The organism is Pandoraea cepalis, assembly GCF_902459665.1.
Taxonomy (GTDB): domain Bacteria; phylum Pseudomonadota; class Gammaproteobacteria; order Burkholderiales; family Burkholderiaceae; genus Pandoraea; species Pandoraea cepalis.
On sequence record NZ_CABPSL010000012.1, the window covers coordinates 1 to 25,835 of the forward strand.

20 protein-coding genes and 1 pseudogene are annotated in these 25,835 nt (G+C 63.2%); 10 read left to right on the forward strand and 11 right to left on the reverse strand.

Annotated features, from left to right (window positions below):
- The 4 genes from PCE31106_RS15135 to PCE31106_RS15150 all read left to right on the forward strand — a co-directional run.
- Positions 1 to 869 (forward strand): circularly permuted type 2 ATP-grasp protein (locus PCE31106_RS15135; RefSeq protein WP_254441079.1); only part of this gene is annotated, 869 nt, incomplete at its 5' end.
- Between the two features lie 45 nt (positions 870 to 914).
- Positions 915 to 1,913 carry an alpha-E domain-containing protein gene (locus tag PCE31106_RS15140; RefSeq protein WP_130025839.1) on the forward strand — a complete coding sequence of 333 codons (999 nt, stop codon included), beginning with the start codon at positions 915 to 917 and terminating at the stop codon, positions 1,911 to 1,913.
- A 4-nt stretch (positions 1,914 to 1,917) separates the two neighbouring features.
- On the forward strand, positions 1,918 to 2,724 hold the full coding sequence (locus PCE31106_RS15145; protein WP_150563836.1) for a transglutaminase family protein: 807 nt from the start codon (positions 1,918 to 1,920) through the stop codon (positions 2,722 to 2,724).
- 49 nt (positions 2,725 to 2,773) lie between these two features.
- Positions 2,774 to 3,619: a proteasome-type protease gene (locus PCE31106_RS15150; RefSeq protein ID WP_150563837.1), complete on the forward strand. Its 846-nt coding sequence runs from the start codon at positions 2,774 to 2,776 to the stop codon at positions 3,617 to 3,619.
- Between the two features lie 77 nt (positions 3,620 to 3,696).
- Here PCE31106_RS15150 and PCE31106_RS15155 read toward each other — a convergent pair whose 3' ends face one another.
- The 3 genes from PCE31106_RS15155 to uraH all read right to left on the reverse strand — a co-directional run bounded on the left by PCE31106_RS15155 (position 3,697) and on the right by uraH (position 7,234).
- Positions 3,697 to 5,076, reverse strand: coding sequence for an MATE family efflux transporter (locus PCE31106_RS15155; protein WP_150563838.1), 1,380 nt, complete (start codon positions 5,074 to 5,076; stop codon positions 3,697 to 3,699).
- Between the two features lie 559 nt (positions 5,077 to 5,635).
- A complete protein-coding gene (locus tag PCE31106_RS15160; protein ID WP_150563839.1) occupies positions 5,636 to 6,841 on the reverse strand; it encodes a urate hydroxylase PuuD in 1,206 nt (401 codons plus the stop codon).
- 42 nt (positions 6,842 to 6,883) lie between these two features.
- Complete coding sequence (gene uraH / locus PCE31106_RS15165) at positions 6,884 to 7,234, reverse strand: hydroxyisourate hydrolase (RefSeq protein WP_017234290.1); 351 nt, start codon at positions 7,232 to 7,234, stop codon at positions 6,884 to 6,886.
- Between the two features lie 436 nt (positions 7,235 to 7,670).
- On the opposite strand from uraH, the gene PCE31106_RS15170 reads away from it, so the two are divergent.
- Together PCE31106_RS15170 and PCE31106_RS15175 are read left to right on the forward strand one after the other, a co-directional pair.
- The gene (locus PCE31106_RS15170; RefSeq protein ID WP_150563840.1) at positions 7,671 to 9,038 is read left to right on the forward strand and encodes a nucleobase:cation symporter-2 family protein; all 1,368 of its coding nucleotides are present in this window, start codon (positions 7,671 to 7,673) and stop codon (positions 9,036 to 9,038) included.
- Positions 9,038 to 10,396, forward strand: a complete 1,359-nt coding sequence (locus tag PCE31106_RS15175; RefSeq protein ID WP_150563841.1) for an 8-oxoguanine deaminase — start codon at positions 9,038 to 9,040, stop codon at positions 10,394 to 10,396. The genes PCE31106_RS15170 and PCE31106_RS15175 overlap by 1 nt, the downstream gene beginning before the upstream one ends.
- A 219-nt stretch (positions 10,397 to 10,615) precedes the next feature.
- On the opposite strand, the gene PCE31106_RS15180 is transcribed toward PCE31106_RS15175, so the two are convergent.
- Both PCE31106_RS15180 and PCE31106_RS15185 read right to left on the reverse strand, forming a co-directional pair.
- Positions 10,616 to 11,554, reverse strand: a complete 939-nt coding sequence (locus PCE31106_RS15180) for a LysR substrate-binding domain-containing protein (protein ID WP_017234293.1) — start codon at positions 11,552 to 11,554, stop codon at positions 10,616 to 10,618.
- Between the two features lie 148 nt (positions 11,555 to 11,702).
- Positions 11,703 to 12,209 (reverse strand): cupin domain-containing protein, encoded by a 507-nt coding sequence (locus PCE31106_RS15185; RefSeq protein WP_150563842.1) that lies wholly within the window; start codon positions 12,207 to 12,209, stop codon positions 11,703 to 11,705.
- 416 nt (positions 12,210 to 12,625) lie between these two features.
- Between PCE31106_RS15185 and PCE31106_RS15190 the strand changes: the two genes are divergently transcribed.
- Positions 12,626 to 14,221 carry an ABC-F family ATPase gene (locus PCE31106_RS15190; protein ID WP_026132012.1) on the forward strand — a complete coding sequence of 532 codons (1,596 nt, stop codon included), beginning with the start codon at positions 12,626 to 12,628 and terminating at the stop codon, positions 14,219 to 14,221.
- Between the two features lie 97 nt (positions 14,222 to 14,318).
- Here the strand turns inward: PCE31106_RS15190 and PCE31106_RS15195 are convergent, their stop codons facing one another.
- Positions 14,319 to 15,518, reverse strand: a complete 1,200-nt coding sequence (locus PCE31106_RS15195; RefSeq protein WP_150563843.1) for an NnrS family protein — start codon at positions 15,516 to 15,518, stop codon at positions 14,319 to 14,321.
- 334 nt (positions 15,519 to 15,852) lie between these two features.
- Between PCE31106_RS15195 and PCE31106_RS15200 the strand changes: the two genes are divergently transcribed.
- A complete protein-coding gene (locus PCE31106_RS15200; protein WP_150563844.1) occupies positions 15,853 to 17,286 on the forward strand; it encodes an aldehyde dehydrogenase family protein in 1,434 nt (477 codons plus the stop codon).
- On the opposite strand, the gene PCE31106_RS15205 is transcribed toward PCE31106_RS15200, so the two are convergent.
- Complete coding sequence (locus tag PCE31106_RS15205; protein WP_150563845.1) at positions 17,267 to 17,482, reverse strand: DUF1289 domain-containing protein; 216 nt, start codon at positions 17,480 to 17,482, stop codon at positions 17,267 to 17,269. The genes PCE31106_RS15200 and PCE31106_RS15205 overlap by 20 nt on opposite strands.
- Positions 17,483 to 17,651: 169 nt before the next feature.
- Here PCE31106_RS15205 and PCE31106_RS15210 point away from each other — a divergent pair, with 169 nt between their 5' ends.
- Positions 17,652 to 18,074, forward strand: a complete 423-nt coding sequence (locus PCE31106_RS15210) for an EamA family transporter (RefSeq protein ID WP_130025850.1) — start codon at positions 17,652 to 17,654, stop codon at positions 18,072 to 18,074.
- 80 nt (positions 18,075 to 18,154) lie between these two features.
- On the opposite strand, the gene PCE31106_RS15215 is transcribed toward PCE31106_RS15210, so the two are convergent.
- From PCE31106_RS15215 to PCE31106_RS15230, 4 genes and pseudogenes are all read right to left on the reverse strand, one after another.
- Complete coding sequence (locus PCE31106_RS15215) at positions 18,155 to 19,462, reverse strand: phospholipase A (RefSeq protein ID WP_150563846.1); 1,308 nt, start codon at positions 19,460 to 19,462, stop codon at positions 18,155 to 18,157.
- A gap of 148 nt (positions 19,463 to 19,610) precedes the next feature.
- Complete coding sequence (locus tag PCE31106_RS15220) at positions 19,611 to 20,945, reverse strand: putative bifunctional diguanylate cyclase/phosphodiesterase (RefSeq protein WP_150563847.1); 1,335 nt, start codon at positions 20,943 to 20,945, stop codon at positions 19,611 to 19,613.
- Positions 20,946 to 21,261: 316 nt separating this feature from the next.
- Positions 21,262 to 22,497, reverse strand: a pseudogene (locus PCE31106_RS15225) (NAD(P)/FAD-dependent oxidoreductase); the annotation flags it as partial.
- Positions 22,498 to 22,868: 371 nt separating this feature from the next.
- Positions 22,869 to 23,339, reverse strand: a complete 471-nt coding sequence (locus PCE31106_RS15230; protein WP_150563849.1) for a Cd(II)/Pb(II)-responsive transcriptional regulator — start codon at positions 23,337 to 23,339, stop codon at positions 22,869 to 22,871.
- A gap of 68 nt (positions 23,340 to 23,407) precedes the next feature.
- Here PCE31106_RS15230 and PCE31106_RS15235 point away from each other — a divergent pair, with 68 nt between their 5' ends.
- Positions 23,408 to 25,834 (forward strand): heavy metal translocating P-type ATPase, encoded by a 2,427-nt coding sequence (locus tag PCE31106_RS15235; protein ID WP_150563850.1) that lies wholly within the window; start codon positions 23,408 to 23,410, stop codon positions 25,832 to 25,834.
- Position 25,835 lies beyond the last annotated feature (1 nt).

Sequence of the window (25,835 nt, forward strand, 5' to 3'; positions counted from 1 at the left end):
TGGGGTTTTCGGTTTGCGAGGCATCGTCACTCCTTGGCGACATGTTATGCCTCAAACACGAAATTAATGACAGCCCCGTGGGGGTCGACGATCCTACCGTCGTCGTCATGACCCCGGGCATCTACAACTCCGCGTACTTCGAGCATGCCTTTCTGGCGCAACAGATGGGTATCGAGTTAGTCGAGGGGCAAGACCTGTTCGTCGAGGACAACCTCGTCTATATGCGAACCACCAATGGTGCGAAGCGCGTCGACGTCATCTATCGCCGAATCGACGACGACTTTCTCGACCCGTTGGCCTTCCGCGCCGACTCCACCTTGGGCGTGCCTGGCTTGCTCAGCGTCTACCGGGCGGGGCGCGTCACCTTGGCCAATGCCATCGGGGCCGGCGTTGCCGACGACAAATCCATCTACCCGTTCGTGCCGGACATGATCGAGTTTTACCTCGGTGAGAAGCCCATTCTCAACAACGTTCCGACCTACCAATGTCGTCGAGCGGACGATCTCGCCTACACCCTCGACAATCTTGGCGAACTCGTCGTCAAAGAAGTGCATGGTGCCGGAGGCTACGGCATGCTCGTGGGCCCGGCGGCCACCCGAGCCGAAATCGAGGCATTCCGCCAACGGCTCATCGCCAAACCCGACGGCTACATCGCCCAACCTACGCTCGCACTGTCCGCGTGCCCCACCTTCGTCGAGGCCGGCATTGCGCCGCGACACATCGACCTGCGTCCCTTCGTGCTCTCCTCCGGCAAAGGCGTCACCATGGTGCCGGGCGGACTCACCCGCGTTGCGCTTACCGAAGGCTCACTCGTCGTCAATTCCTCCCAGGGCGGGGGGACAAAAGACACCTGGGTACTCGAAAAATAAGCCACGTTCGCCGGACACGACAAAAAATCCTATCGGGAAGCCATCATGCTCAGCCGTACCGCCGATCACCTGTTCTGGATGGCTCGCTACATGGAGCGGGCCGAAAACACCGCACGCCTGCTCGACGTCAACTTGCAGAACCTGCTCTTGCCGCAAGATGCCATTGATGACGACGACGATGCCGACGGCGCCCGTGCGCACGCCGGCACCTTCAACGACGAGGCTGGCTGGCGCGCCACCTTGCGCATCTCCGAACTCGAGCCCGCGTTCAATCGCAAACATGGGCGTGCCACGCGTGCCAATGTCCTCGACTTCGTCGTACGTGACCGCGATAACCCGTCGAGCATCGCCTGTTGTCTCGAGGCGGCACGCGAAAACGCGCGCGCCGTGCGGGGCACGCTCACCACCGAACTATGGGAAACCGTCAACAGCACCTGGCTCGATTTTCCGCGCATGCTCGACTTGCTGGAGCGTGACCCGGCCCAACTTTTCGAATGGGTCAAAGTGCGCTCGCACCTCTCGCGCGGCGTCAGCTTCGGCACCTTGTTTCAGGATGATGCCTTCTACTTTACTCGGCTGGGACTATTCCTGGAGCGCGCCGACAACACCGCGCGAATTCTCGACGTCCGCTTCCACGAAGCCGTGCGCACCGACCGCGCAGGCCCCGACGCGTCCCATCCCACCGACTTCTACTACTGGTCCGCCGTGCTGCGCAGCGTGTCCGGCTTCGAGATCTACCGCAAAGTCTACCGAGACGTGATTACCCCAGAGCGCGTCGTCGAACTGCTCATGCTCAACGCGCACATGCCACGCTCCTTGCTCGCCTCGCTCAGCGGCGTATGCGAAAACCTCGCCACCCTGTCCAATGCCCAGTCCGGGGATGTGGAACGCTACGCGGGAAAATTACAAGCCGAACTCAAGTACACCGACATCCAGCAGATCCACCAACAAGGCCTCCACCCCGTCCTGACTGCATTCCTCGAGCGCGTCTCCGTGCTCGGCAACAAGATCAGCCAGACCTTCCTGATCCCGCTCGCCGCCTGATGCCATGCGACTGACCATCCGCCACGAGACCACCTACCGCTACGACACGCCGGTGCGTTACACCATCCAGCAGCTTCGGCTCACGCCGGTGGCGTCCGAAGTGCAGCGTATCGCGCACTGGCGGCTGAGCGCGCCCGGCAAACTCACGCCCGCGCGCGACGCGTTCGGGAACGACATGCATACCCTGGTGCTTCATCAGCCGCACAGCGAAATCCATCTCATGGCCGAAGGCGAGATCGACACCACACCGCTCATCGATGGACGGCTCGGCGAGACGACCCACGCCGTACCGGTGTTATCCTTCGCGAGCCCGACGCCGCTCACCGCGCGCAGCGACGCCATCGACGCGCTTGCCGCCGCCGCCGGTGTCGCCTCGCCGGGCGACCTGTTGGCGCTCGCCGCCACCATCTGCGAACATGTCGACTACGCATCCGGCATCACGGCCGTGACCAGCACCGCGGCTCAGGCACTGGCGCTTGGGCGGGGTGTCTGTCAGGATCACGCCCACCTGATGCTTGCCGTATGTCGAGCGCGAGGCGTGCCCGCGCGATACGTCAGCGGATATCTTGATCCCGGCGACGTGCCGCACGCGGCCAGTCACGCATGGGTCGACGTGTGGCTCGACGGGGCGGGCTGGGTCAGCATCGACGTGACTCATGCCTGCTTCGCCAGCGGCAACTACTGCCGATTGGCCGTCGGACGCGATTATGAGTCTGCCGCGCCCGTCAGAGGCATGCGCAGCGGCGGTGCGACAGAAGCGCTGCACGTATCGGTCACAGTCGATACCGTGCCGCTCGATCAACAACAATAGCTTTCAGCGTGCCTGGGCCGAGGGCCCCGCACGGCAAGACAGGAACGACATGACGTATTGCGTGGCCATGAAGCTCGATGCCGGGCTCGTCTTTCTCTCCGATACCCGGACCAATGCGGGCGTCGATCACGTGAGCACCTTTCGCAAGATGCTCGTGTTCGAGCGCGCGGGCGAGCGCGTGCTCGTCCTGCTCTCGGCGGGTAACCTCGCGCTCACGCAGGCCGTGCGCCAACAACTTGTCGAAGCGCGCGACACCGAAACGCTGTGGAACGCCAAAAGCATGACCGACGTCGCGCGTGTCGTCGGCCAGGCGATTCGAGACGTCCACACACGCGATGCCAAGGCGCTCGAAGCCTTCGGTGTCGACTTCAATTGCAGCTTTCTGCTCGGCGGGCAAATCGCCGGTGCGCCGAGCCGCCTTTATCAACTGTACTCCGCAGGTAACTTTATCGAAGCGTCGTCGGTCAACCCGTACTTCCAGATCGGCGAGTCCAAATACGGCAAGCCCATCATCGATCGGCTCGTCACGCCCGCGACCTCGCTCGACGACGGCGCCAAGTGCGCGCTGATTTCCATGGATTCCACGCTTCGCTCCAACGTCTCCGTGGGGCTGCCGCTCGATCTTCTCGTGTATGAAGAAAACAGCCTGCGCGTGACGCGGTTCGCGTTGCTCGACGACGAAAACGTGTACTACAAGATGATCCACGAATCGTGGGGGGCACGCCTGCGCCAAGTGTTCGACGAACTGCCCGAACCGCAGTGGGCTGCCAGCGAAGTTAGCGTGCCGGCATCGCTGCCGCCACGCGCCGCGCCTCCCGAAGGCGCGCCGGGCGCGGACGACGCGTCCAGCGTGCAGTCGCTCGCGCAAACGTTCTCGCTAAAGATGCCGAGCTGAGCCGTCGCGGCATGACCATAAAAAACGGCGTGACCGCGAAGTCACGCCGTTTTGCCGGGTAGCCAGGGGCCAGAGCCTCAGCGCGACGCTGCGCGCGCCAAGAGCGCGTCGCCTCGGTCACTGCGCCAATATAGCCAGACGCTGATGGCAAGCGTCAGCACTTCAGTGATCAACAGCGTGTACCAGATCGCCGCGCCGCCGAACCCAACATTGAGCAGCCAAAGAATGCCCAGCAGCAACACCCAGCTTCGCAGCATGGCAATGGCCGCCGACGGTCCCGGTGACTCCACGGCCGTCAGAAAGCCCGCCACAATCAAATTGCCGGCTGCGGGCAGAAACGCCAGCGCGTACCAAAGCACCGCGTGCTCGAGAATCGACCACGCCTGAACGCCTGCCGGCAAGAACAGGAACGTCAGCGGGCGAGCCAGTGTAGCCATGGCGACCGCCACCAGCACCGAGAACCCCATCACCGCCATGACGCCGAGCCGGAACGACTCGCGCAACGCGTTCAGATCGCGCGAACCACGGTAGAAGCTGATCATCGGCTGCATGCTTTGCACGAGCGCCACCATCGTCACCGTGGCACCGAGCGTCATGTATTCCAGAATGGCGTAGGCGGCCAGCCCGGGCTCGCCAAAGTTCCACAGAATGACGCGATTGAACGCGAACACGGTCACCGCCGGGGCGATCGCCCCCAGAAACTCCGAGGCGCCGTTGTACATCACGCGCCAGATATGGACTTCGGTGTCTGCGAAAGCCCGCGATGCAGGCACGACCTTCTTGGCCAGCACGAAGTGATAGGCGAGCATCACGCTGCTGGAGACCATCATCGACAAGCCGGTGGCGAGCGACGCCCCGTACATGCCCATCTCCTTCACCACGATGAACCAATAGTCCAGCGCCACATTGGCGAGCGCGCCAAGAAACATCGCGTACAGTCCGAATCGCGCCGCCGGCGCGCCTTCCACGCGCAGGAACAGCTCCATCGCGTAAAGACCGTTCGCGAAAAGCACGAACCAGCCCCATCCCGACAGAAAGCCCACCACGTGTTGTGTAATTTCGCCGTGTGCGCCGAGCGCAGCGGCGATTTCGTGACGGAAGTACAGCACCCCGGCGCTCATCGCGATACTGAAGGCGAGCATCACCCAGAGCACCTGCGAGAATGCGCGACGCGCCTGTGCGTCGCGTCCCTCTCCCAACAAGCGGGCAATGAGCGTGGCGCCGCCCACACCGATCATGACACTGAACGCATACGGGACATACAGCAACGGGACGACGAGATTGAGCGCTGCCAATGCCTGTTCGCCGACGTATCGACCGATGAAGATCCCGTCGATCAACGTGTAGACCGTGTATACCCAGCCGGAAAGAATGGTTGGAATCGCGAGCGACGTAAATTGTTTGAGCAGCGGCGTCCTTGTGCCCTGCGTGGATTGATGAAGAGTGGAATGAGACATGGTCCCCCCGATGACATATCGCCGCGTCGTGTCGGGACGCAGCTCACCGTGGCTTGCACATCGAAACTTCGAGATGGGAGATCGATCGGGCACGCGCAAGCGACGGCGCACCCGTCCCGCCCGCAACATCACGCGCAGCAGTGGCGCGCAGACGTCGTCAGGCAGTCAGATCGGACGGCGGAAACATTGCCTGGTGCAGATGCACCCAGACAACGCCTTGCCGGGAAGCGGAGAAAAGCAGGAAATTCATGATGTCTGATTCGTGATGCGCCTGCCGCTGTCGGCATCGCACCCGTAGTTTGACGTGATGGGAAGGTTGAGCGGATGCCGCCTTCGCAAATACGTCACGCCCGGACTGCCGGACGCGTACTACAGACCTGCGTACCCGTACCGAAGTTCCCAAGCGATTGTTTTGTCGGGGAACAGTCGCAAACGTGCACGTCACTTTCACCGCTTACAACGCCGTGCAGTGCATCAGCGCAACCTAACGCGATGACGTAAAAAAACGGGGCGCCGAAGCGCCCCAACATGGGTCCAGCAAGAAAGACGTTCGTGAAGGTTACTGCTGCGCGCCGCCGTTGAACCACGCGGCGATCTTCTGGCGTTCGTCGTCGGTCATCTGGGTCACGTTGCCCAAAGGCATCGCCTTGAGCGCCACCGCCTGCTGATAGATCCGCTGGGCGTTTTGCGAAATCTCGGCCGGCGTATCGAACATCACCCCTGCCGGTGCGCTGCCCATCATCGTCGGCTTGGCCGAGTGACACGTCGCGCAGCGTTGCGTCAGGATCGGCTGGATTTCCGAGAGCTTCACGTTCGACGCCACCGCTTCGCCATGCGCACCTGCGGCGGGCGTCGGGGCAGGGCGCGGTGCGGCGAACACGGCGACCCCGGCGAGCAGGGCCGCGCCCGCGACCGGCAGCACGTACAGATTCTTCCCCGCGTGACGCAGCACGAAGAACTGACGAATCATCGCGCCCGCAGCCATGATGATCGAAAGAATCACCCAATTGTGCGGATTGCTATACGTGAACGCGTAGTGGTTGCTGATCATGATGAACACGACCGGCAATGTGAAATACGTGTTGTGAACCGAGCGCTGCTTGCCCAGCTTGCCCCAGATCGGGTTCGGCACCTCGCCTTTCGACAGCGCATCGACGCTCTTGCGCTGTCCCGGGATGATCCAGAAGAACACGTTTGCCGACATCGACGTCGCCATCATGGCGCCGACAATCAGGAAGGCCGCGCGCCCGGCAAAAATATGCGTCGTGGCATACGTCGCGGCGACCACGAACAGCGCAACCGCAATGCCCAGCACCCGTTCGTTCTTGCCCAGCATGCGGCACAGGAAATCGTAGACAAACCAGCCGCCAATCAGAAACGCCACCGCAAGACCCACCGCCTGACCCGGCTGCAGATCCATCACGGTCTTGTCGATGAGATACGTCTGCGGCTGCAGCAGATACAGCGCACAGAACAGGCCAAAGCCCGAGAGCCACGTCGTATACGACTTCCACTTCGACCAGTGCAGGTCTTCCGGCATCTGCGGAGGCGAGTTCAGGTACTTTTGCGCGTGGTAGAAACCGCCCCCGTGCACCGACCACATCTCGCCGAACACGCCCTTTTGCTTGTCGTCGGCCGCCTTCGGCGGCTTCAGACCATTGTCCAGCATCACGAAATAGAACGACTCGCCAATCCAGGCGATGGCCGCTATCACATGCAGCCAGCGCAACAACAGATTGACCCAGTCGGTAATAAACGCTTCCATCTTATGTTCTCCTCAACTGCCTGACGTTCACGCTCGCGCTTATCAACTACCGCGATACGTGGAAAAGCTCCACGGCGACACCAGAAGGGGCACGTGGTAATGCTGGGAAGGCTCGGCCACACCGAAACGCAGCACAACGCGATCCACGAAGCGCGGCGACGGGACGTCCACGCCCTGGGCGGCGAAATAGTCACCTGCATGGAACACGAGTTCATATTCGCCCGCGACGAATTCCTCGCCTTCGAGCAGCGGCTTGTCGCAACGGCCGTCGTGATTCGTCTGCACGTCGCGCAGCGAGCGGCGCTCGCCGTCCACACGCCATAGCTCGACACGGATGCCCGCGCCTGGCTTGCCGTGCGATGTATCAAGTACGTGGGTAGTCAGTCGTCCCATGATGTCTCCTGTGATGGATGGATGCATTGTAGGGAGATGGCGGCGTGGCAACGGGCGCAATACCAAAGATAAAAACGCGCACATACCACGCCACGCCGGACAAATACGTGACAGGCATCCCTGCGACATGCCGACGTGCTCAGCGTACCCCGCATGCCCTGCGATGGGGATTTTTGGGAGCACTATTTGTTTCGTTTATCCGCCGTATAACGCCGTGCATATGATGTGTGTCCGCCACTGGACGCGCATCGCCCGGAAAGCCCAATGGCGACGTACCTGCCTCGGGAAAACCCGAGCGGCAAGATAAGCATTCAGGCATACGTTCCATGAAAAAAACACTATAGCCTCCGACGGTCTTGTCGCAAAAGGCGTCGACCTGCACCATTGAGTCACCCAAAAATAGCAATCAAACAGCCCCCCTTGGGACGGAGACGAAATGAGTGTGACAACCAACACCGTGGATCCGGTCGACGAGCGACTGCCGATCGGAAAACTGTTCATGCTGGGCCTGCAGCACGTGCTCGTGATGTATGCGGGGGCGGTCGCCGTGCCGCTCATCATCGGCGGCGCCCTTGGCTTGCCCAAGGACCAGATCGCTTTTCTCATTTCCGCCGACCTGATGTGCTGCGGCATTGCCACGCTGATCCAGAGCGTGGGCGTGGGTCGTTTCGGCATTCGCATGCCGGTCGTCATGGCCGTCACGTTCGCCGCGGTCGGTCCAATGCTCGCGATCGGCACCAATCCATCGCTCGGGTTGCCCGGCATTTTCGGGGCGACCATCGCCGCCGGTATCATCGGCACGCTGCTCGCGCCGGCCGTTGGCAAGCTGCTGCGCTTCTTTCCGCCCATTGTCACGGGCATTGTCATCACGTCGATCGGCCTGACCATCATCGGCGTGGGGATCAATTGGGCGGCGGGCGGGGTGGGCAATCCCGATTACGGCGACCCGGTCTACCTGGGGGTGTCCTTCGCGGTCCTCATCTTCATCTTGTTGATCACGCGCTTCGTGAAGGGCTTCTTCTCGAACATTGCCGTGCTGCTCGGTATTCTGTTTGGCTTCGCCATTGCGTTGATGCTTCACAAAGTCAATTTCGACGGCCTCGATCAGGTGAAGTGGTTCGACGTCGTGCTGCCGTTCCATTTCGGCATGCCGGTGTTCGATCCGTGGGCGATTGTGACGCTCACCATCGTGATGCTGATCACGTTCATCGAATCGACGGGCATGTTCCTGGCGCTTGGCGAGATCGTGGGCAAGCCGGTCGACGAGAAGGCGCTGGTCGCCGGTCTGCGTGTCGACGGCTTGGCCACCGTGATCGGCGGCCTGTTCAATACGTTCCCACATACCTCCTTTTCGCAGAATATCGGCCTCGTGGGCGTGACGGGGGTGAAAAGTCGTTGGGTGTGCGTGGCGGCGGGCGCCATCCTGCTCGTGTTCGGCTTCATTCCGAAGATGTCGGTGGTGGTGGCCTCGATTCCGCAATTCGTGCTGGGCGGCGCCGGCGTGGTCATGTTTGGCATGGTGCTCGCCACGGGCATCAAAATTCTGTCCAAGGTCGACTACTCGAACAACCGCTATAACCTGTACATTGTGGCCATCAGCATCGGCATGGCGATGATTCCGGTGGCGTCGAACAAGTTCTTCGCGAAGATGCCGGAACAACTCGCGCCGTTGCTCCACAGCGGGATTCTGCTGGCCACGCTCTCGGCAGTGATTCTGAACGCCTACTTCAATGGCTTCAAAGCGCCGGCCGCCAATGGCCACGGCGAGCAGAACGAGGCGGCGATGGGACTGGAGGCGCATTGATGAAAACGCTGCTCGTCACGAATGCCGACGTGCTGGTCACCATGGATGCGGGCCGCCGCGAAATTGCCCGAGGCGGCCTTTACATCGAGGACAACCGAATCGTGGCGGTCGGCACCCGCGATACGCTGCCCGACACGGCTGACGACGTGCTCGATCTGACCGGGCACGTCGTGATTCCCGGCCTGGTCAACACGCATCACCACATGTATCAGAGCCTCACGCGCGCCATTCCGGCGGCGCAGGACGGCGAACTGTTCAACTGGCTGACGAACCTGTATCCGGTGTGGGCGAACCTCACGCCGGAGATGATCCGCGTTTCGACCCAGACGGCCATGGCCGAGTTGCTGCTCTCGGGCTGCACCACGTCGAGCGACCACCTGTACATCTACCCGAACGGTTGCAAGCTCGATCACAGCATCGAAGCGGCCGCCGAGATCGGCATGCGCTTTCATGCCAGCCGTGGCAGCATGAGCGTCGGGCAGAGTCAGGGCGGGCTGCCGCCCGATCGTGTCGTGGAGCGCGAAGACGACATTCTCACCGACACGCAACGTCTCATCGAGACGTACCACGACGCAGGTCGCTACGCGATGCTGCGCGTGGTCGTGGCGCCGTGCTCGCCGTTTTCCGTGAGTCGTGACCTGATGCGCGAGTCGGCGACGATGGCGCGTCACTACGGCGTATCGATGCATACCCATCTGGCGGAGAACGTCAACGATATCGCCTACAGCCGCGAGATGTTCGGCATGACGCCGGCCGAGTACGCGCAGGATCTGGGCTGGGTCGGCCACGATGTCTGGCATGCCCACTGCGTGCAACTCGACGACGCGGGCATCGCGCTGTTCGCCAGGACCGGCACCGGCGTGGCGCATTGCCCGTGTTCGAACATGCGGCTCGCATCGGGCATCGCCCCGATTCGACGGATGCGTGACGCGGGCGTGCCCGTTGGGCTGGGGGTGGACGGATCGGCGTCGAACGATGCGGCCAACATGATCGGCGAGGCGCGCCAGGCATTGCTGCTGCAACGCGTGGGCTTCGGTCCGAGCGCGATGACCGCGCGCGAGGCCCTGGAGATCGCTACGGTGGGGGGCGCGCGCGTGCTGGGGCGAGACGACATCGGCGTGCTCGCGCCCGGCATGGCGGCGGACTTCGTGGCGTTCGACACACGTGGCATCGGCATGGCGGGTGGCCTGCACGATCCGGTGGCGGCGCTGGTCTTCTGTAATCCCGGACAAGCCGCCTACAGCGTGGTGAACGGGCGGGTGGTGGTGCGCGAAGGGCGTCTGGCGACGCTCGACCTGCCGTCGCTCGTCACGCGTCACAACGCGCTGGCGCGGCAACTGGCCGAGGCATCCCGATAAGGCCCTGCCGCACCGGCCGCACCTTCACGGTGTGCGGCGCGGCGCGGCAACGGGCCGGCGGGACGTCGGGGGTGGTGTGCCTGGACTCCGGGCATGCTGCCGTGCGGTTCGGCGGAGCGGTGGGGGCCGCTCCGCCGGTAAAAACCTCGCGGGAGCCCCGAGGCGAATCGATGGCGCAGGTAAGCGCGGGTAACGGCAGGTGACGACTGCGGCGACGGCCTAGGTCTGGGGGCGCATCTCAAGCAACGTCCGCGTGGCGTCGGAGATGACGCTGCGTAGCCAGCGCACCTCATCCGAATAGTGCGTGCGTTCGTGCCACAACTGGTAATACTGCATCGGCGGGAAGTCGATGGGCGCTTCGAGCACGGTGAGCGGCAGAAACTCGGCGTAATAGTCGGCGAACAGGCGCGTCGTGGTGAAGATCAGATCGGATTTGAGCAAAACGTAAGGCGCCAGATTGAAATACGGAATCGTCACGACCACATTGCGCTTCAGGCGCTCGCGCGCGAGGTGCATGTCGATCGCGCCGCGTTGCGCAACGGAATAGGGCGTCGGAGCGAGATGCGGGCTGGCGAGATACTGGTCGAGTGTGAGGCCGCGTTTGGCGTAGGGGTGCGTATTGCGCACCAGGCAAACGATCTGATCGACGAACAAGTTCGAGAGGTGAAGCTGCTCCGGCGGCTCGGGCCAGTTGCCGATCACGATGTCGACCTTGCCGTCTTCGAGGGCGTGCTCATAGTCGAAGGCGGGCCCCAGCGAATGGAGTTCGAGCTGGGCGTTGGGTGCCTGCTGGCGAAAGCGCTCGACGACTGTCGGTACGAATAGCGTATTCAGATAGTCGGGCGAGCCGATGCGGAACGTGCGTACTGTCGTCGCCGGATCGAAATTCGATTGCTGAACCGTGATGCGCTCAATCTCGCGCAAAGCGTTCTGTGTGGGCTCCAGCAGCGATTGACCGTACTCCGTGGGCACCATGCCCGATTTGCCGCGCACCAGCAGCGGATCGCCGGTGATGTCGCGCAACCGCCGCAGCGCCGCGCTGATCGCCGGCTGCGACTGGTTCAGCTTGACGGCCGCGCGCGTCACGCTGCGCTCGATCAGCAAGGTATGAAGGACGCGCAGCAAATAAGTGTCAATCGGTTCGCGGTTCTGGCTCATAAGGAATATAACAATCCGCATATGTCGGACTGTGAATTGCATAAGGAAATCATTATGAAGCACAATTCCCATACGCTTCTATAGCGGAAAGCCCCTACCGGCGACCTTGGCGCCTGTCGTTCGCGAGGCGACAGGCGCTGTAACAACGTTAATCGCGGGCTGGCTGCACGGTCGGGTCCCACGCGAGTTTGCCCGCGTCGGGGGCGGCGACCGACAGCGGCTGCTGTGCCGAGCCCGCGTAAAACACGAGCAGTTCGGCACCGGCATCGCCCGTCCGTCCTCGATGGGGCACATCGACCAGTTCCATGATTGTCTGCCCGGCGGTAAACGAGCGTTGTGTGCCGTTATCGGCGCGCTCGACGGTCAACTGGCCCGACGTCACATAGCCAATGGCGGGCATGGGGTGGAGGTGCCAGTCCAGCCGGGTGTTCGGGGCAATGGAGATACGCACGAGCGTGGGTTCAGGAACGCCGCTCGGGTAGGCCGTGTAGGCGGTCTGGTCCCATGATGACGAGGATTTGACGAGGATTTCGGTGCTCACGCCGGAGGGGCGGGCCTCGGCACCGGCCAGCGCCGAGGTCGTCAACAGCGGGGCGGCGCTCAGCAGGGCAAGGAGCGCGCGGCAGCGGGCATGCAAGGCGCGTGAGGCGGTCATCGAAAAGCGGATAGCGGTCATGGCTGGAATGAGAGTGTGGATGTGGGCGATGGAATCGCCGGAGCGAGCCCAAAAAAATCACGAGGAAAGATCGAGGAAAGGGCAGAAAAAGGAAAAAAGCCGGCCGCTCCGGCGTGTTTGACCGCGTCGGTCGGCGCGTTGCGGGTGCTAATGCCGAACCTGCGCAGACTCAAGCGCACGCATACGCGCAGGCACAGGCGCGGACGACGCACCGATTGACGTGGCTTCGGCCAGCGTAAGGCAGTCGATGGCCTGTCGGCCCCTGCGTACGCCACAATTCGGATGCTTCACAACCGCTGGGGGCGGCCCGGGGCGCATGACATGCATCGGTGTTAAAATGTCAGGTTTCGTGGCGCAATTTCGTGCCGCCGCACCTCATCACCCGGATACCACCTGTGCTGTCTACTGCCAATATCACGATGCAATTCGGCGCGAAGCCGCTCTTCGAGAACATCTCCGTCAAGTTCGGCGGGGGCAACCGCTACGGCCTGATCGGCGCCAACGGTTGCGGCAAATCGACGTTCATGAAGATCCTTGGCGGCGATCTGGAGCCGAGCGGGGGCAACGTCATGCTCGAGCCGAACGTTCGCCTGGGCAAGCTCAAGCAGGACCAGTTCGCGTATGAAGAGATGCGCGTGCTCGATGTCGTGATGATGGGACACACCGAGATGTGGGCGGCCATGAGCGAGCGCGACGCCATCTACGCCAATCCGGAGGCGACGGACGACGACTACATGCACGCGGCCGAGCTCGAGGCGAAGTTCGCCGAGTACGACGGCTACACGGCCGAAGCGCGTGCCGGCGAACTGTTGCTCGGCGTGGGCATTCCGACGGACCAGCATCAGGGGCCGATGAGCAATGTTGCGCCGGGCTGGAAGCTGCGGGTGCTGCTCGCGCAGGCGTTGTTCTCGAATCCGGACGTGCTGCTGCTCGACGAACCGACCAACAACCTGGACATCAACACGATCCGCTGGCTGGAAGACGTGCTCAACGAGCGCAACTCCACCATGATCATCATCTCGCACGATCGCCACTTTTTGAATGCCGTGTGTACGCACATGGCGGATATGGACTACGGCACGCTGAAGATCTACCCGGGCAACTACGACGACTACATGCTCGCCTCGGCCCAGGCCCGTGAACGCCAGATGGCGGCAAGCACGAAGGCGAAGGAGCGTATCGCCGACCTGCAGGACTTCGTACGTCGTTTCTCGGCGAACAAGTCGAAGGCGCGTCAGGCGACAAGCCGTCTCAAGCAGATCGACAAGATCAAGGTGGAGGACATCAAGCCGTCGTCGCGTCAGAATCCGTTCATCCGCTTCGAGTTTGAGAAGAAGCTGCACAATCTGGCGTTCGAATTCGAAGGCATTTCGAAGTCGTACGATCGTCAGATCTTCAAGAACGTCTCCGGCGCCGTGCGCGCAGGCGAACGTGTGGCGATCATCGGCGAGAACGGCGCAGGCAAGACTACGCTGCTTCGCAGCCTGATGGCGGCGTTGCCGGTCGACGCGGGCGATGTGAAGTGGGCGGAGAACGCGAACATCGGTTACATGCCGCAAGACACGTCGGAAGCGTTTCCGCAAGACCTGACGCTCACCGACTGGATGACGCAGTGGGGCAAGGAGGGAGACGACGATCAGGTGATTCGTGGCTCGCTCGGCCGTCTGCTCTTCGGTGGCGACGACGTGCGCAAATCGGTGCGTGTGCTCTCCGGGGGCGAGAAGGGCCGCATGATCTGGGGCAAGCTGATGCTGGGCCGTCACAATGTGCTGATGATGGACGAGCCGACCAACCACATGGACATGGAGTCGATCGAGTCGCTGCAGATCGCGCTCGACAAGTATCCGGGCACGCTGGTGTTCGTCTCCCATGACCGGGAATTCGTGTCGGGCCTGGCCACGCGTGTCATCGAAGTGAAGAACGACGGTACGCTCATTGATTACCAAGGCACGTACGACGAATATCTGGCGAGCCAGGGCGTGGAAGTCTGAGTCGCGTTCGGCCTCCGTCGTTCAAACGAAAGAACCCGCTTCGGCGGGTTTTTTCATTGGCGCTGCGGCGTTCCAGTTCGCCGAGCGGTCTGACGGTTCAACCGTCCTTTCCGTCAACCCGCGCCGTCACCAGATAGGGCGCATAGCGCATCAGATAGACGGCAAATGCCGCTAGCCAGCACACGCCCGCTGCGTCAATCCAGACGCTTGTGGCACCCCTCGCCAACCAGGGGCCGAAGACGCGCAAGAGCGCCGCGGCAATGATCAATCCGTAACCGGCCATCTCGAAGCGCCCGGCGATCAGCGCGCGGCCGGTATGTCCCAGTGCCGTGCGCGTGATCATGCCCATGATGGCGCACCCGATCGCGCCGACCGTCAAGGCGTGGATCGCAAGGGAGTGCGCAATCGTTCCAGCCGCCGCGAGCGCCAGAAGCGCAAAGCCGATCGGAATCCACGCATAGGCCACATGCAGGATCGCCAGTATCGGTCGAGGCCCGACACGCCAGGAACGCCATCCTGCCAGCCGGATACCGTGAATCAGCACCGTGAATCCGGCGCACACGATCGTCACGGCGGGCACCGACAGGAATGCATCTGCGAGGAGCGTGATGACGACGCTCGGGGCGGCCAGCGTTTCAATCCATTTCCAGCGCTTCGCGGAATAGCCCGGCACCGCGTTCGTGGTGAACATCGGCACCACGCGCCCCGCGATCACCGTCACGAACATGACGACCAGTCCGATGGCGGCGTAAGCGGCCTGTAATGAGAGATCAACGCGTCCTTGCCACGCCCACCAGTGGAAGAGGGCGTTCAACGCGCCGAAAGCGCCGAGGGCGACGGGGAGAAATAGGTTGCGACGATTGTTCGCCTTGATCAGCACGCGCATCAGCACGATGGCAACCACGGGAAGAAAAAGGGAATCGACGCCCGCAGCGAGCCATTCCGGCCCGTAATAAACAAGTACGCGTCCCGCTGCCCACAAGCCCCACAGCCACATAAGCGGTGCACCCCGAGGCGTATCGAGCGAGGTCCACGCGCGAACCGCGGTGAGCAAAAATCCCACGATGATGGCGGCGAAGCCGCCAAATATCATCTCGTGAACGTGCCAGACGAGGCCGTTCATGGGCGCGGCCCGACCGGCGACCGGATAGCCGTGAAGCGCGGCCAGCCATAGCGCAATGGCCAATGCCGCAAAGCCTGCGCCGCCTAGGTAAAACGAGCGAAAGCCAAGCCGAAGCAGGGGCAGCCCGGGGACCGATTGCGACGATGGTCTCGTGGTGGGTTGGCTGATTGACATCGCGACCTCCGCGATAAGATGTATTGTAAATACATCTTATCGCATCATTGGGCGATCTGGGAGAAATGTCCTTATGGGGGCGGCGTGACGATAGCGTTATTTGGCGAATGGGGCGGGCCCAATACCCTGACGAGAATGCGTGCCTTTTGGACACCCGATGCCGTAGACGCGTTGGCCCGATGTGGGCAATCGGTGCTTGCGTCATCTGAGCGCAACTTAGGAATCGCGGAAGCTGCGTGTCGGAGTCGACTGATTTCGTCGCAGGCGTGCGAGATGCGTGGGCGCGCGGACTACAATGATCGCTCGTCGGGAACCTCCCAGCAGGAGACATCGCATGATCACGTACGACAAATTTTTCATCGACGGCCGGTGGGTGACGCCGGTTGGGCGCGCAACGCTGGACGTCTTTCATTCGGCGGACGGGACGCTCATGGGCCGCATTCCCGAGGGCGCAACGGACGACGTGCAGGCGGCCGTTGCCGCCGCGCTGAATGCGCGCGATCGCTGGGCGGCCACGCCGCCTGCCGAGCGGGCCGTCTACCTGCGCAGGATTGCTGCGGGCCTGAAGGCTCGCACGGACGCGCTCGCGCAAGTCATCACCGGTGAGACCGGCATGCCGATCAAGCTGGCTCGCGCCATTCAGGTGGGCGGACCTGTCTATCACTGGAATCAATACGCTGAATTGGCCGAAACATTCGAATTTGAAGCGCACGTCGGCAATTCGCTGGTGGTGCGCGAGCCGGTCGGCGTGGTGGCGGCGATCACGCCGTGGAATTACCCGCTGAATCAAATCACGCTGAAGGTGGCGCCGGCCCTGGCGGCCGGTTGCACGGTGGTGCTCAAGCCGTCGGAAGTGGCGCCTTTCAACGCATTTATCCTGGCCGAGGTCATCGCCGAAGCGGGGCTGCCGCCGGGGGTGTTCAATCTGGTGACCGGGCTCGGGCCGGTGGTCGGTGAGGCGTTGGCGCGGCATCCGAACGTCGACATGGTGTCCTTTACGGGATCGACGCGGGCAGGTAAGCGCGTGTCCGAAGTCGCGTCGCAGACGGTCAAACGGGTCGCACTGGAACTCGGCGGGAAATCGGCATCGGTCGTGCTCGACGATGCCGATCTCGCCGCCGCGGTCAAAGGCACGCTCAACGCCTGCTATCTGAATTCCGGCCAGACGTGTTCGGCGCACACGCGCATGCTCGTGCCTGCCTCACGTTATGAGGAAGTCAAGGCATTGGCGAAGGAGGCTGTCGCGCGCTTCACGCTGGGCGATCCGCGCGAGGAAACGACGCGTCTCGGACCGTTGGCGTCCGCCGCACAGCGCGAACGAGTTCAGACCTATATCCGCAAAGGTCTGGCGGAAGGCGCGGAGTTGATCGCGGGCGGGGATGCTGTGCCGGCCGGCTTCGAGGCGGGGTTCTTCGTACAGCCGACGGTGCTGGGCCGCGTGGCGCCCGACGCGACGGTCGCGCAGGAAGAGATTTTCGGTCCGGTGCTCTCGATCATCACGTATCAGGACGAGGCCGACGCCGTGCGTATCGCCAACGACTCGATCTACGGGCTGGGCGGCGGCGTGTGGTCGGGCGACGAGGCGCGCGCGGTGCGGGTGGCGCGTCAGATCCGCACGGGACAAGTGGATATCAATGGCGGGGAATTCAACGTGAGGGCGCCGTTCGGCGGATTCAAACAGTCCGGGCACGGACGTGAGAACGGCGTGTACGGCTTCGAGGAGTTCCTCGAGTACAAGTCGCTTCAGTTCAAGGCTGCGAAGTCGTAGAGCGGCTCTCGCAAAAACGCATCGCCTTGCCCTCGCGGGTGATGCGCGCCCACACGGCGGCCTTCTCGGCGTCGGTCAAGAATACCCAGTTCGACACTTCGTCGGCGGTGCGCCCGCAACCCTTGCAGACGTCGTCGAAGAGCGTCGAGCAAACGCCAATGCAGGGGCTGTCGGGGCGGTCGTGCAATTCGGACATAGGGGGCGTGTCGGCCAAAGGCGGGATGGGCGTTCAAAGCAGGCGCCATTATCGCATTGATGGCCCGATTGCCGTTGAATCCCCTACGGCAGGGGCTTGGCGGTGGACATGCTGGTGAGTTTCAGGTGGGGGCTGGGGCCGGCCCAAGGGATAGCCATAAGGACGATTTATGTTGCGTAGCTGGCAACTGTTTGCGCTGGGCTCGGCGTTCTTTGCCGCGCTGACGGCGGTTTTCGGAAAGCTCGGGGTGGCGCAGGTCAACTCGAACATGGCCACGCTGATACGCACGGTCATCATCTTCGCCGTGACATTGGCGATCGTGGGCATGCGCGGCGAGTGGCAGCGGCCGGCGAGCCTGAGCGCAAACACATGGTTGTTTCTGGTGCTCTCCGGCGTGGCGACCGGTTTGTCGTGGCTTTGCTACTTCCGTGCGCTGCAGTTGGGGCCCGTGTCGGGCGTTGCGCCGCTCGACAAGCTCAGCGTGGCGATGGCGATGATCATTGGTTGGAGCGTGCTCGGTGAACCGTTCTCGCTCAAGGAAGCCCTTGGCGGTGCGCTGATCGTCGCGGGCGCCCTCGTGCTGGTGTTCTGAGCTTTTGCTGGGGATGATGTCGACGCGGGGCACCGGGCGGCGGTCCGGTGACGATCCGCCCCAGCCGGACGTTCGCTTGGCTACCAGCGGAATACGCTATACCCGATCCGCACCTGCGACCGAGAGTGGCGGTTGTAGTCCAGCATATCTTCGCCATAACCGGTGAAGTAACCGAGCCACAGGTAGCCGCCGGTGCCCGGTATCAGCTTGCCCAGCGGATAGGTCACCTGCAGGTCCACGCTGCCATAGTTGCGTTTCATGCCCTTGCGCAAGGTCGCGCCGATCTGCCACCCGTTCGGTTTGCCCCACAACACGAGCAGATCCAGGTAGCCGCGGTAGTCCTGGATGTCGGGGTTGTCTTTCTTTTCGAGATACGCATAGAGCTTCGGCGCCACCGTCCAGTGGTACTCGGCGGGATTGCCGAACTTGAAGATCGGTTTGACGAACAGTGTGTTGATGCTGCGAGAATCCTCGCCCGCCTTGCCGTTGGACTCGTGCTCGAACCCTGCCGCGACGCCCAGCGACGAGAACCAACTCGCGCGCACGCCGGTGTCGGGGACGTAGTAGAAGAGGCTTGGCCGATAGTTCGAGTCGCGAAACGGGGCCGATTCGGCCTCCAGATCCCAGACCGATAGCTGCGTATAGCCGAAGTACAGGTTATCGAGGAAGGCCTTCGAGGCGGGATTTTCCGGCTTGAGGATATGGAACTTGAAGCTGAGCTGGAAGCGTGCGTTGGCGTCGCCATTCTTTCCGAATGCGATGTACATCGGCTCATTCGAGGAGATGCGCGCAAACTCGGCGTCGCTGGTCGGTGCAATCGCGTCGGGAGCGGTGCTGGCGAGGGCGTCGGAGGCGGCCGCGGTGAGCGCAGCGGCTGACGCGGACGCACCGACTGCGGTACCCGGCACGGCACCGCTGCCGCGTGGGACCGGGGTGGCGGCGACCATCGGCTGGGTCGGTGCGGCACGATCGAGCACGATCGTGGTGGTCGAGGCATCCCAATCGACCGGCTCGACGCGCACCGAGCCGCGTAGCTCCTTCGGCAGGTCGGCGGCGTATGTGATGCGCCGGAACTGGCCGCTCGAGAGTGTCACGTGCGCGGGCGCGAGTGCCGCGCGCTTGAGGGAGATCAGCGTGGGTTTAAAGTCGTCGTTCGAGATACGCACGACGATCTTGTTCGGCAACGCGAGCGTCTTGTGCCCCGGGCCGTCGTGCGTGGCCAGCAACGTCAGTTGCAACGGCGCACCGCCCGAGAGGGCGCGCGGGGGTTGCAAGAGCGATAGGTCGGCACGTGCCGCGGTGCTCAGGGTCAGGCAGAGGGTGGCGGCAACGAGTGAAATGGCGCGAAACGGTGATGGGGCGAATGCATCGGGATTCGTCTTGGGCATCGGACCTGTCTGGGTTGGCGACCCCGGGCCCGTGAGCCCGATGTCTGGGTCGACTCGCCCCGGGCGTAGCCGGGGCGGGCTTTCGGTGGACGGCGACGATTGCACCGCGCACCGACCCGGGGGGGCCGGTTGAAGGCGGCGGGCGCGCTTACAGCCGCCCGTGCCAGTCGCGGATGAACGTCTCGATGTGTCCTGGCGGTAGGGGGCGCGTGCAATGATACCCCTGCCATGCGTGGCAACCCATCGACGCGAGCGCATCGCGCTGGGCAATGGTTTCGACGCCTTCCGCCACCGTCTCGATTTCGAGCTTGCGAGCAATGGCGATGATGGCGCGAATCAACTCGGTGTCGTAGCCGCCAAGCAGCACGCCGGCCACGAACTGGTAGTCGATCTTGACGGTGCCGAACGGCCAGCGCTTGAGCCGCACAAAGCTTGAATAGCCGGTGCCGAAGTCATCGAGCGAGAGGCGCACGCCCATCGCCACGAGTTCGTTCATCAGCGTTGCAGCCTCGTCGAGGTGCGAGATCAGCGACGACTCGGTGATCTCGATTTCGAGCTTGTCCGGCGGGACTCGATGGTGCTTGAGGGCGTAGCGGATCGTGTCCAGGGTGTGCACGCGCATTTGTTGCGCTGACAGGTTCACCGCCACACGCGGATACTCGTGACCGTTCGTATGCCATTGATCGAGCTGACGGCAGGCTTCGTGCAGTGTCCAGTCGCCGATCGGGCCGATCACGTCGCAACGCTCGGCAGCCGGGATAAATTCGCCCGGCATGATCAGTTCGTCGTCGCGCTGCCAGCGGATGAGCGCCTCGAGTCCGGTCAGCCGGTGCGTGCGCATGTCGATCTGTGGCTGGTAGTGCAGCCGGAATTCCGACCCCGACAGCGCGCGCTCGATGGCGTTGCGCCAGTGATGTTCGTTGCCGGCTTCGTCCGGCGGATTGACACTGTCTGTGGGCGTCGCCGGGGCTTCGGTCACGAGAAACCGCGAGGCGCTCTCGCGAATCGCCTGGTCGGCGACATCCGACGTGTGCTCAAGCAGTGTGGCGGGCCACACCGGCACCTGGGGCAGATGGGTGATCCCCGCCGAGATGATCGGGTAGAGCAGGCCGTCACCGCAGGGCACCGGCGATTCGCCGGCGCGAATGAAGCGGCGGGTGATCTGTATCGCCGCGTCGCGGCTGCCGAGATCGCGCAGCAAGATGGCGATCTGCTGATCGGACACGCGACCGATGATGTCGCGGCGACGAATGCGCGAACCGACGCGAAACGCAACGGTGGCGAGCAGATCGGCGTCCGAAATGGCCGGTTGGCGGGTCGCCATGCGCTGACCGCGGCCCACGTGCAGCACGACCAGCGCACAATGGCAGCCCGGCGGGTTTGGTGTGCGCAACTCCAGGCTAAGGGCGCGCAGGAGCCGCTGGCGATCCAGCAGTAGGTCGGCGAGCACGACTTGCCGTCGCAACGCGTTGGTATCGTTCATCTCGGCAAGCAGGCAGACGTCGCCCGTAAGGTTGAACGTTTGTCATCGCCGCGGGCAGCGCCACCCGGCAGAGGAAGCTCACGCGTCGAACAGGTCGTGCCGCCAGAAAGCCCTTGAATCATGTTCTGCATAAGACGCGAAAATGTGTCGGCCGTCGTGCGAGGAGGCGGATAAGGCTTGCCGGCCATGGCACCGCGTTCCTCGCGCTCGGGCAGACCGCGCACTAGGCGTGGCCCGACAAGAAGCTCGTGCCCGGTCGGGAAACCGGGTCCTATGTCCATTAACGGCACCCGTCGTCGAAAATTGAGTTCGGGTTTTACCTATGGCCGGGACGACTGGGTTGCGCCAGCCACTCGCGACCGCGAAGCATGACATCCCAATAAATCTTTGGCAGCACGTACTTTTTCAGCATCCACGCGATACGGTTCGCTTTCGTGCCGTCGAGGGGGAACGTGGGCATGAGCTTGCCGCCATAGCCAAATTCCGCGAGCACGATCTTGCCGTGTTCGACCGTGAGCGGACAAGCGCCATAGCCGTCGTAGTGCATGGGCAGCGGGCGGCCGTCCATGGCGGCGAGCAGGTTCTCGGCAACGACAACCGCCTGCTTGCGTGCGGCGGCCGCCGTCTTCGCGTTGGGTGCGGAGATGGCATCGCCCGCGCCGAAAATATTGGCAAAGCGCGCGTGGCGCAGTGTGGCCGGATCGACTTCGCACCAGCCGGCCGCGTCGGCCAACGGGCTTGCGCGCAACACATCCGGTGCACTTTGCGGCGGGACGACGTGCAGCAAGTCGAAGGGCTTGTCGACGAATTGCGATTGACCGTCGGCGTCGAAAATCTCGAAGCGGGCCACGCGACGTTCGCCATCGACCGCCCGCAGGTGCGAGAGATGATTGAGCGAAATCTCGTAGCGCTTGACGTATTCCATGAGCGCGGGGATGTAATCCTTCACGCCAAAAAGGGCCGGGGCCACAAGATGGAATTCAATCTTCGTCTTGTTGTGCACACCGTTCTGACGCCACGTGTGTGCCGACAGATACATGGCCTTTTGCGGTGCCCCTGCGCACTTGATCGGCATCGGCGGTTGCGTGAACAGCGCATTGCCACCCTTGAAGTCACGCACCAGCGACCACGTGTAGGGCGCGAGATCGAAGCGATAGTTGGACGTGACACCGTTACGTCCGAGCGTGTCGGTCAGGCCGTCGATGGCCTCCCAGTTCAGTTGCAGGCCCGGCGCCACGATGAGGTAGCGATAGCCGAGGCGACGACCGTCCGAGAGCAGGATTTGCTGGTGGTCCGGCGCGAAAGCGGTGACAGCCGCCTGAATCCACGTCACGCCGTTGGGAATGACGCTCGACATCGGACGCGCCGTGCGTGCCGCATCGAACTCGCCGGCACCGACGAGCGTCCAGGCCGGCTGGTAGTAATGCGTGTCGGCAGGGTCCACGATCGTGATCGAGAGCGACGGACGGCGGCGTCGCAGACTGGCCGCCACGGAAATCCCCGCCGCCCCGGCACCCATGATCACGATGTCGGCGGTGCTTTCCGTCGCGGGGGTGGGCGTAGCGGATACATCGCTGGACATAAGGTCTCCGACAAATAAGCAAAATTGAAACGGATGCCGACATATCGATGGCCATCCTGAACGCCGCGCGATGGCGGCTCACACGAATAGGTTCCTACCTGCGTGTTCGTGTGCGGGACATTGTATATAGAAACCGTGTCGGTTTGCCCTTGTTTTCAGGGGAAATGCCGCCATTCTTCATAATCGTCGCCACGTTCAGGGTGAACCGAGCCGAGGTTGGCGAGCGAGTGGCGAGCACGCGCGAGGTGCTGTCAAGGCGTGCACACTTTGTCGTGACAGGTGATGCCGATACCCGCAGGCGTTGGCAGAGGGGCGCCGCAGGACAGCGACGCCCGCGACGCTCACATGGGCGAGTGATTGTGGTCGCAGGCGACTTCGATCGGATCGGTTTCGCTGTGGCACGCGCAGGCTTCGCCATGCGCGCCTTGCATGAGGGCACGCAAGATGCCGCAATCGCTGGTTTCGTGGCGGCTATGGCATTGCGCCTGAAGGTGCAGCAACTGTTGTTCGAGCGCCTGCAACTCGTGAATGCGGGCATGCACGCGAGTAAGGTGGGCTTCGATCAACTGGTTCGCGTCTTCGCACGTCACGTTCGTGTCGTGGGCGAGTTCGCCGAGTCGTTTCGCATCGGCGAGCGGCATGTCGAGCGAGCGGCAGTGGCGGATGAAACGCAGCGCTTCAAGATGGTCGTCGCCGTAGGCGCGATACCCGGCGTCCGTGCGCGGCGGGGCCGCCAGCAGGCCTGCCCGCTCGTAATAGCGGATCGTTTCGACATCGGTGCCCGCCGCGCGGGCCAGTTCTCCGATTTTCATGCTTGACTCCGTAGTGACTACAGGGTTTTGAATGGAGGGTAACACGAATCAGTCAATCAGGAGTTCCCATGTCCCACCCCTCGGATTCGGCCCGTCTGGCCGGCTCGACGGCGACAGATCACCCCACGCATGACTCCGGTCATCGTCACGATCACGGGCATCGGCACGACCCCTCGCACGCCAACGATAGCGAACACGGCCACTCGCACGGCCACTCGCACGACCACGACCGCGAACATGCACACGATCATGTCGCCCCATGCGCCCCAAGTTCCGCGCATGCGCACGACGATGCGTCGTGTTGCGCAGACGCTGCGCGTTTTGCGCCGGACGAACCGATGCCAGCGACGGGGGCGCCGCAGGCCCGTTTCCGAATCGATCAGATGGATTGCCCGACGGAAGAGCGTCTCATCCGCGATCAGCTTGAGCATCGGCCCGGCGTCGATGCGCTGTACTTCAACCTGCTCAAGCGAGAATTGACGATCGTTTTCGACGACAACGCGTCGTCGACCGACGTTGCCCGGCATGGGGAGGCGGTCGCCGACACCTTGCGAAAGCTTGGCATGACGCCGGTGCCGCTGGCCGCCGGCGACACCAATGCACCGCCGCCCCCCGCGAGCCGAAAGGCAGACATTGCCCGTCTGGTGGCGGGCGTCTTGCTGGCTGCGGCAAGCGAGATCGCGGTCTGGTCCGGCGTGCCTGAGCACAGTCCCTGGGTCGGCGCTGTGGTCGTGGCCGCCATTCTCGCGTGCGGACTACCAACGCTCAAGAAAGGCTGGATCGCGCTGCGTCACCTCACGCTGAACATTCATTTCCTGATGTCGCTCGCTGTGATTGGCGCGATGTGCATCGGTCAATGGCCGGAAGCGGCGATGGTGATCGTGCTGTTCGCCTTGTCGGAAAAGCTCGAAGCCGCATCGCTCACGCGTGCCCGCCGCGCCGTCGAAGCGCTGATGCGCCTGGCGCCCGATCGGGCGTCCGTCGAACAGCCGGACGGTACCTGGTTGGATGTGCCCTCGGCGTCACTTGCGGTGGGCACGCGCGTGCGTGCACGGCCGGGGGATCGCATTGCCATCGACGGCGTGATCGAGCAGGGCAGTTCGGCGCTCAATCAGGCGTCGATCACTGGGGAGAGCGTCCCCGTCGACAAGACGGTGGGCGACGAGGTCTACGCGGGCAGCATCAACGAAAGCGGTTTGATCGTGTATCGCACGCGCGTTGCGCCGGGCGATACGACGCTTGCGCGCATCGTGCGTATCGTGGAGACCGCACAGCAGCAACGTTCACCGACGCAGCGTTTCGTCGACAAGTTCTCGCGGATCTACACGCCGGTTGTCGTGCTGTGCGCGTTGCTCGTCGCGCTCCTGCCGCCGCTGGCCTTCGGTCTGGCATGGTCGCCCTGGATCTACAAGGCGCTGGTGATGCTGGTCATCGCGTGTCCGTGTGCGCTCGTGATTTCTACGCCGGTCACGGTCGTGAGCGGCCTGACGGCTGCTGCTCGTGCAGGCATTCTGATCAAAGGCGGTTCGTTTCTGGAAACCGGCCGTCTGATCCGCGCGGTCGCGCTCGACAAGACGGGCACGCTGACGCGTGGCGAGCCGCGCCTGACCGACGTGGTGCCGTTGGGCGAAACGTCACACGACGAGGCACTTACGCTCGCCGCCGCGCTCGACGCGCAGACCACCCATCCCGTGGCGCGCGCCGTGGTCGACGGTCATACGCGAGCGGGTCTTGGCGCATTACCGTCGGTCACGGAGGTCGAAGCACTCGCGGGAATGGGCGTGAAGGGGCGTGTCGGTCAGACCCTTTACTACCTCGGCAACCATCGTCTGATCGAATCGCTCGGCGTGTGCAATGCGCACGTAGAGGCGACGTTGGCACGTCTCGAGGCGCAAGCCCGCACGGCCATCGTGCTGGCCAGCGAAACGCAGGCGATCGCCGTGTTGGCGGTGGCCGACACGCTGCGCGCGGAAAGCCGTGACGCCATCGCGCGTCTGGCTGCCATGGGTGTTCACACGGTGATGCTGACCGGGGACAATCGTGCGACCGCGGAAGTGATCGGTCGGCAGGCGGGCGTGAGCGACGTGCGTGCCGAAATGCTGCCGGAAGACAAATGGCAGGCGGTGTCGGCCTTGCGAGAGACATACGGGTACGTGGGCATGGTCGGCGACGGTATTAACGACGCCCCTGCGCTCGCAGCCGCCGACGTCGGTTTCGCGATGGGGGTGGCCGGCACCGACAGCGCGCTGGAGACGGCCGACGTCACGCTGATGGACGATGACCTCCACAAGCTGCCGGCCTTCCTGGCGCTGTCGAGGCGTGCCGCAACGGTGCTCAAGCAGAATATTGCCGTGGCGCTCGCGATCAAGGCCGTGTTCTTCGCGCTGGCGGTGGTCGGGCTGGCGTCGCTGTGGATGGCGGTGTTCGCCGATGTGGGGGCCAGTCTGCTGGTGATTGCAAACGGCATGCGCCTGCTGCGCACGAAGGTGGCGTGAG

Excerpts from the sequence above, each read along its gene's own strand:
- PCE31106_RS15175 (WP_150563841.1), top strand. The coding sequence starts at position 9,038 with ATGAAAACGCTGCTCGTCACGAATGCCGACGTGCTGGTCACCATGGAT.
- PCE31106_RS15185 (WP_150563842.1), bottom strand. The coding sequence starts at position 12,209 with ATGACCGCCTCACGCGCCTTGCATGCCCGCTGCCGCGCGCTCCTTGCC.
- PCE31106_RS15205 (WP_150563845.1), bottom strand. The coding sequence starts at position 17,482 with ATGTCCGAATTGCACGACCGCCCCGACAGCCCCTGCATTGGCGTTTGC.
- PCE31106_RS15180 (WP_017234293.1), bottom strand. The coding sequence starts at position 11,554 with ATGAGCCAGAACCGCGAACCGATTGACACTTATTTGCTGCGCGTCCTT.
- PCE31106_RS15200 (WP_150563844.1), top strand. The coding sequence starts at position 15,853 with ATGATCACGTACGACAAATTTTTCATCGACGGCCGGTGGGTGACGCCG.
- uraH (WP_017234290.1), bottom strand. The coding sequence starts at position 7,234 with ATGGGACGACTGACTACCCACGTACTTGATACATCGCACGGCAAGCCA.
- PCE31106_RS15195 (WP_150563843.1), bottom strand. The coding sequence starts at position 15,518 with ATGTCAATCAGCCAACCCACCACGAGACCATCGTCGCAATCGGTCCCC.
- PCE31106_RS15230 (WP_150563849.1), bottom strand. The coding sequence starts at position 23,339 with ATGAAAATCGGAGAACTGGCCCGCGCGGCGGGCACCGATGTCGAAACG.
- PCE31106_RS15235 (WP_150563850.1), top strand. The coding sequence starts at position 23,408 with ATGTCCCACCCCTCGGATTCGGCCCGTCTGGCCGGCTCGACGGCGACA.
- PCE31106_RS15210 (WP_130025850.1), top strand. The coding sequence starts at position 17,652 with ATGTTGCGTAGCTGGCAACTGTTTGCGCTGGGCTCGGCGTTCTTTGCC.
- PCE31106_RS15140 (WP_130025839.1), top strand. The coding sequence starts at position 915 with ATGCTCAGCCGTACCGCCGATCACCTGTTCTGGATGGCTCGCTACATG.
- PCE31106_RS15155 (WP_150563838.1), bottom strand. The coding sequence starts at position 5,076 with ATGTCTCATTCCACTCTTCATCAATCCACGCAGGGCACAAGGACGCCG.
- PCE31106_RS15150 (WP_150563837.1), top strand. The coding sequence starts at position 2,774 with ATGACGTATTGCGTGGCCATGAAGCTCGATGCCGGGCTCGTCTTTCTC.
- PCE31106_RS15220 (WP_150563847.1), bottom strand. The coding sequence starts at position 20,945 with ATGAACGATACCAACGCGTTGCGACGGCAAGTCGTGCTCGCCGACCTA.
- PCE31106_RS15170 (WP_150563840.1), top strand. The coding sequence starts at position 7,671 with ATGAGTGTGACAACCAACACCGTGGATCCGGTCGACGAGCGACTGCCG.
- PCE31106_RS15145 (WP_150563836.1), top strand. The coding sequence starts at position 1,918 with ATGCGACTGACCATCCGCCACGAGACCACCTACCGCTACGACACGCCG.
- PCE31106_RS15160 (WP_150563839.1), bottom strand. The coding sequence starts at position 6,841 with ATGGAAGCGTTTATTACCGACTGGGTCAATCTGTTGTTGCGCTGGCTG.
- PCE31106_RS15215 (WP_150563846.1), bottom strand. The coding sequence starts at position 19,462 with ATGCCCAAGACGAATCCCGATGCATTCGCCCCATCACCGTTTCGCGCC.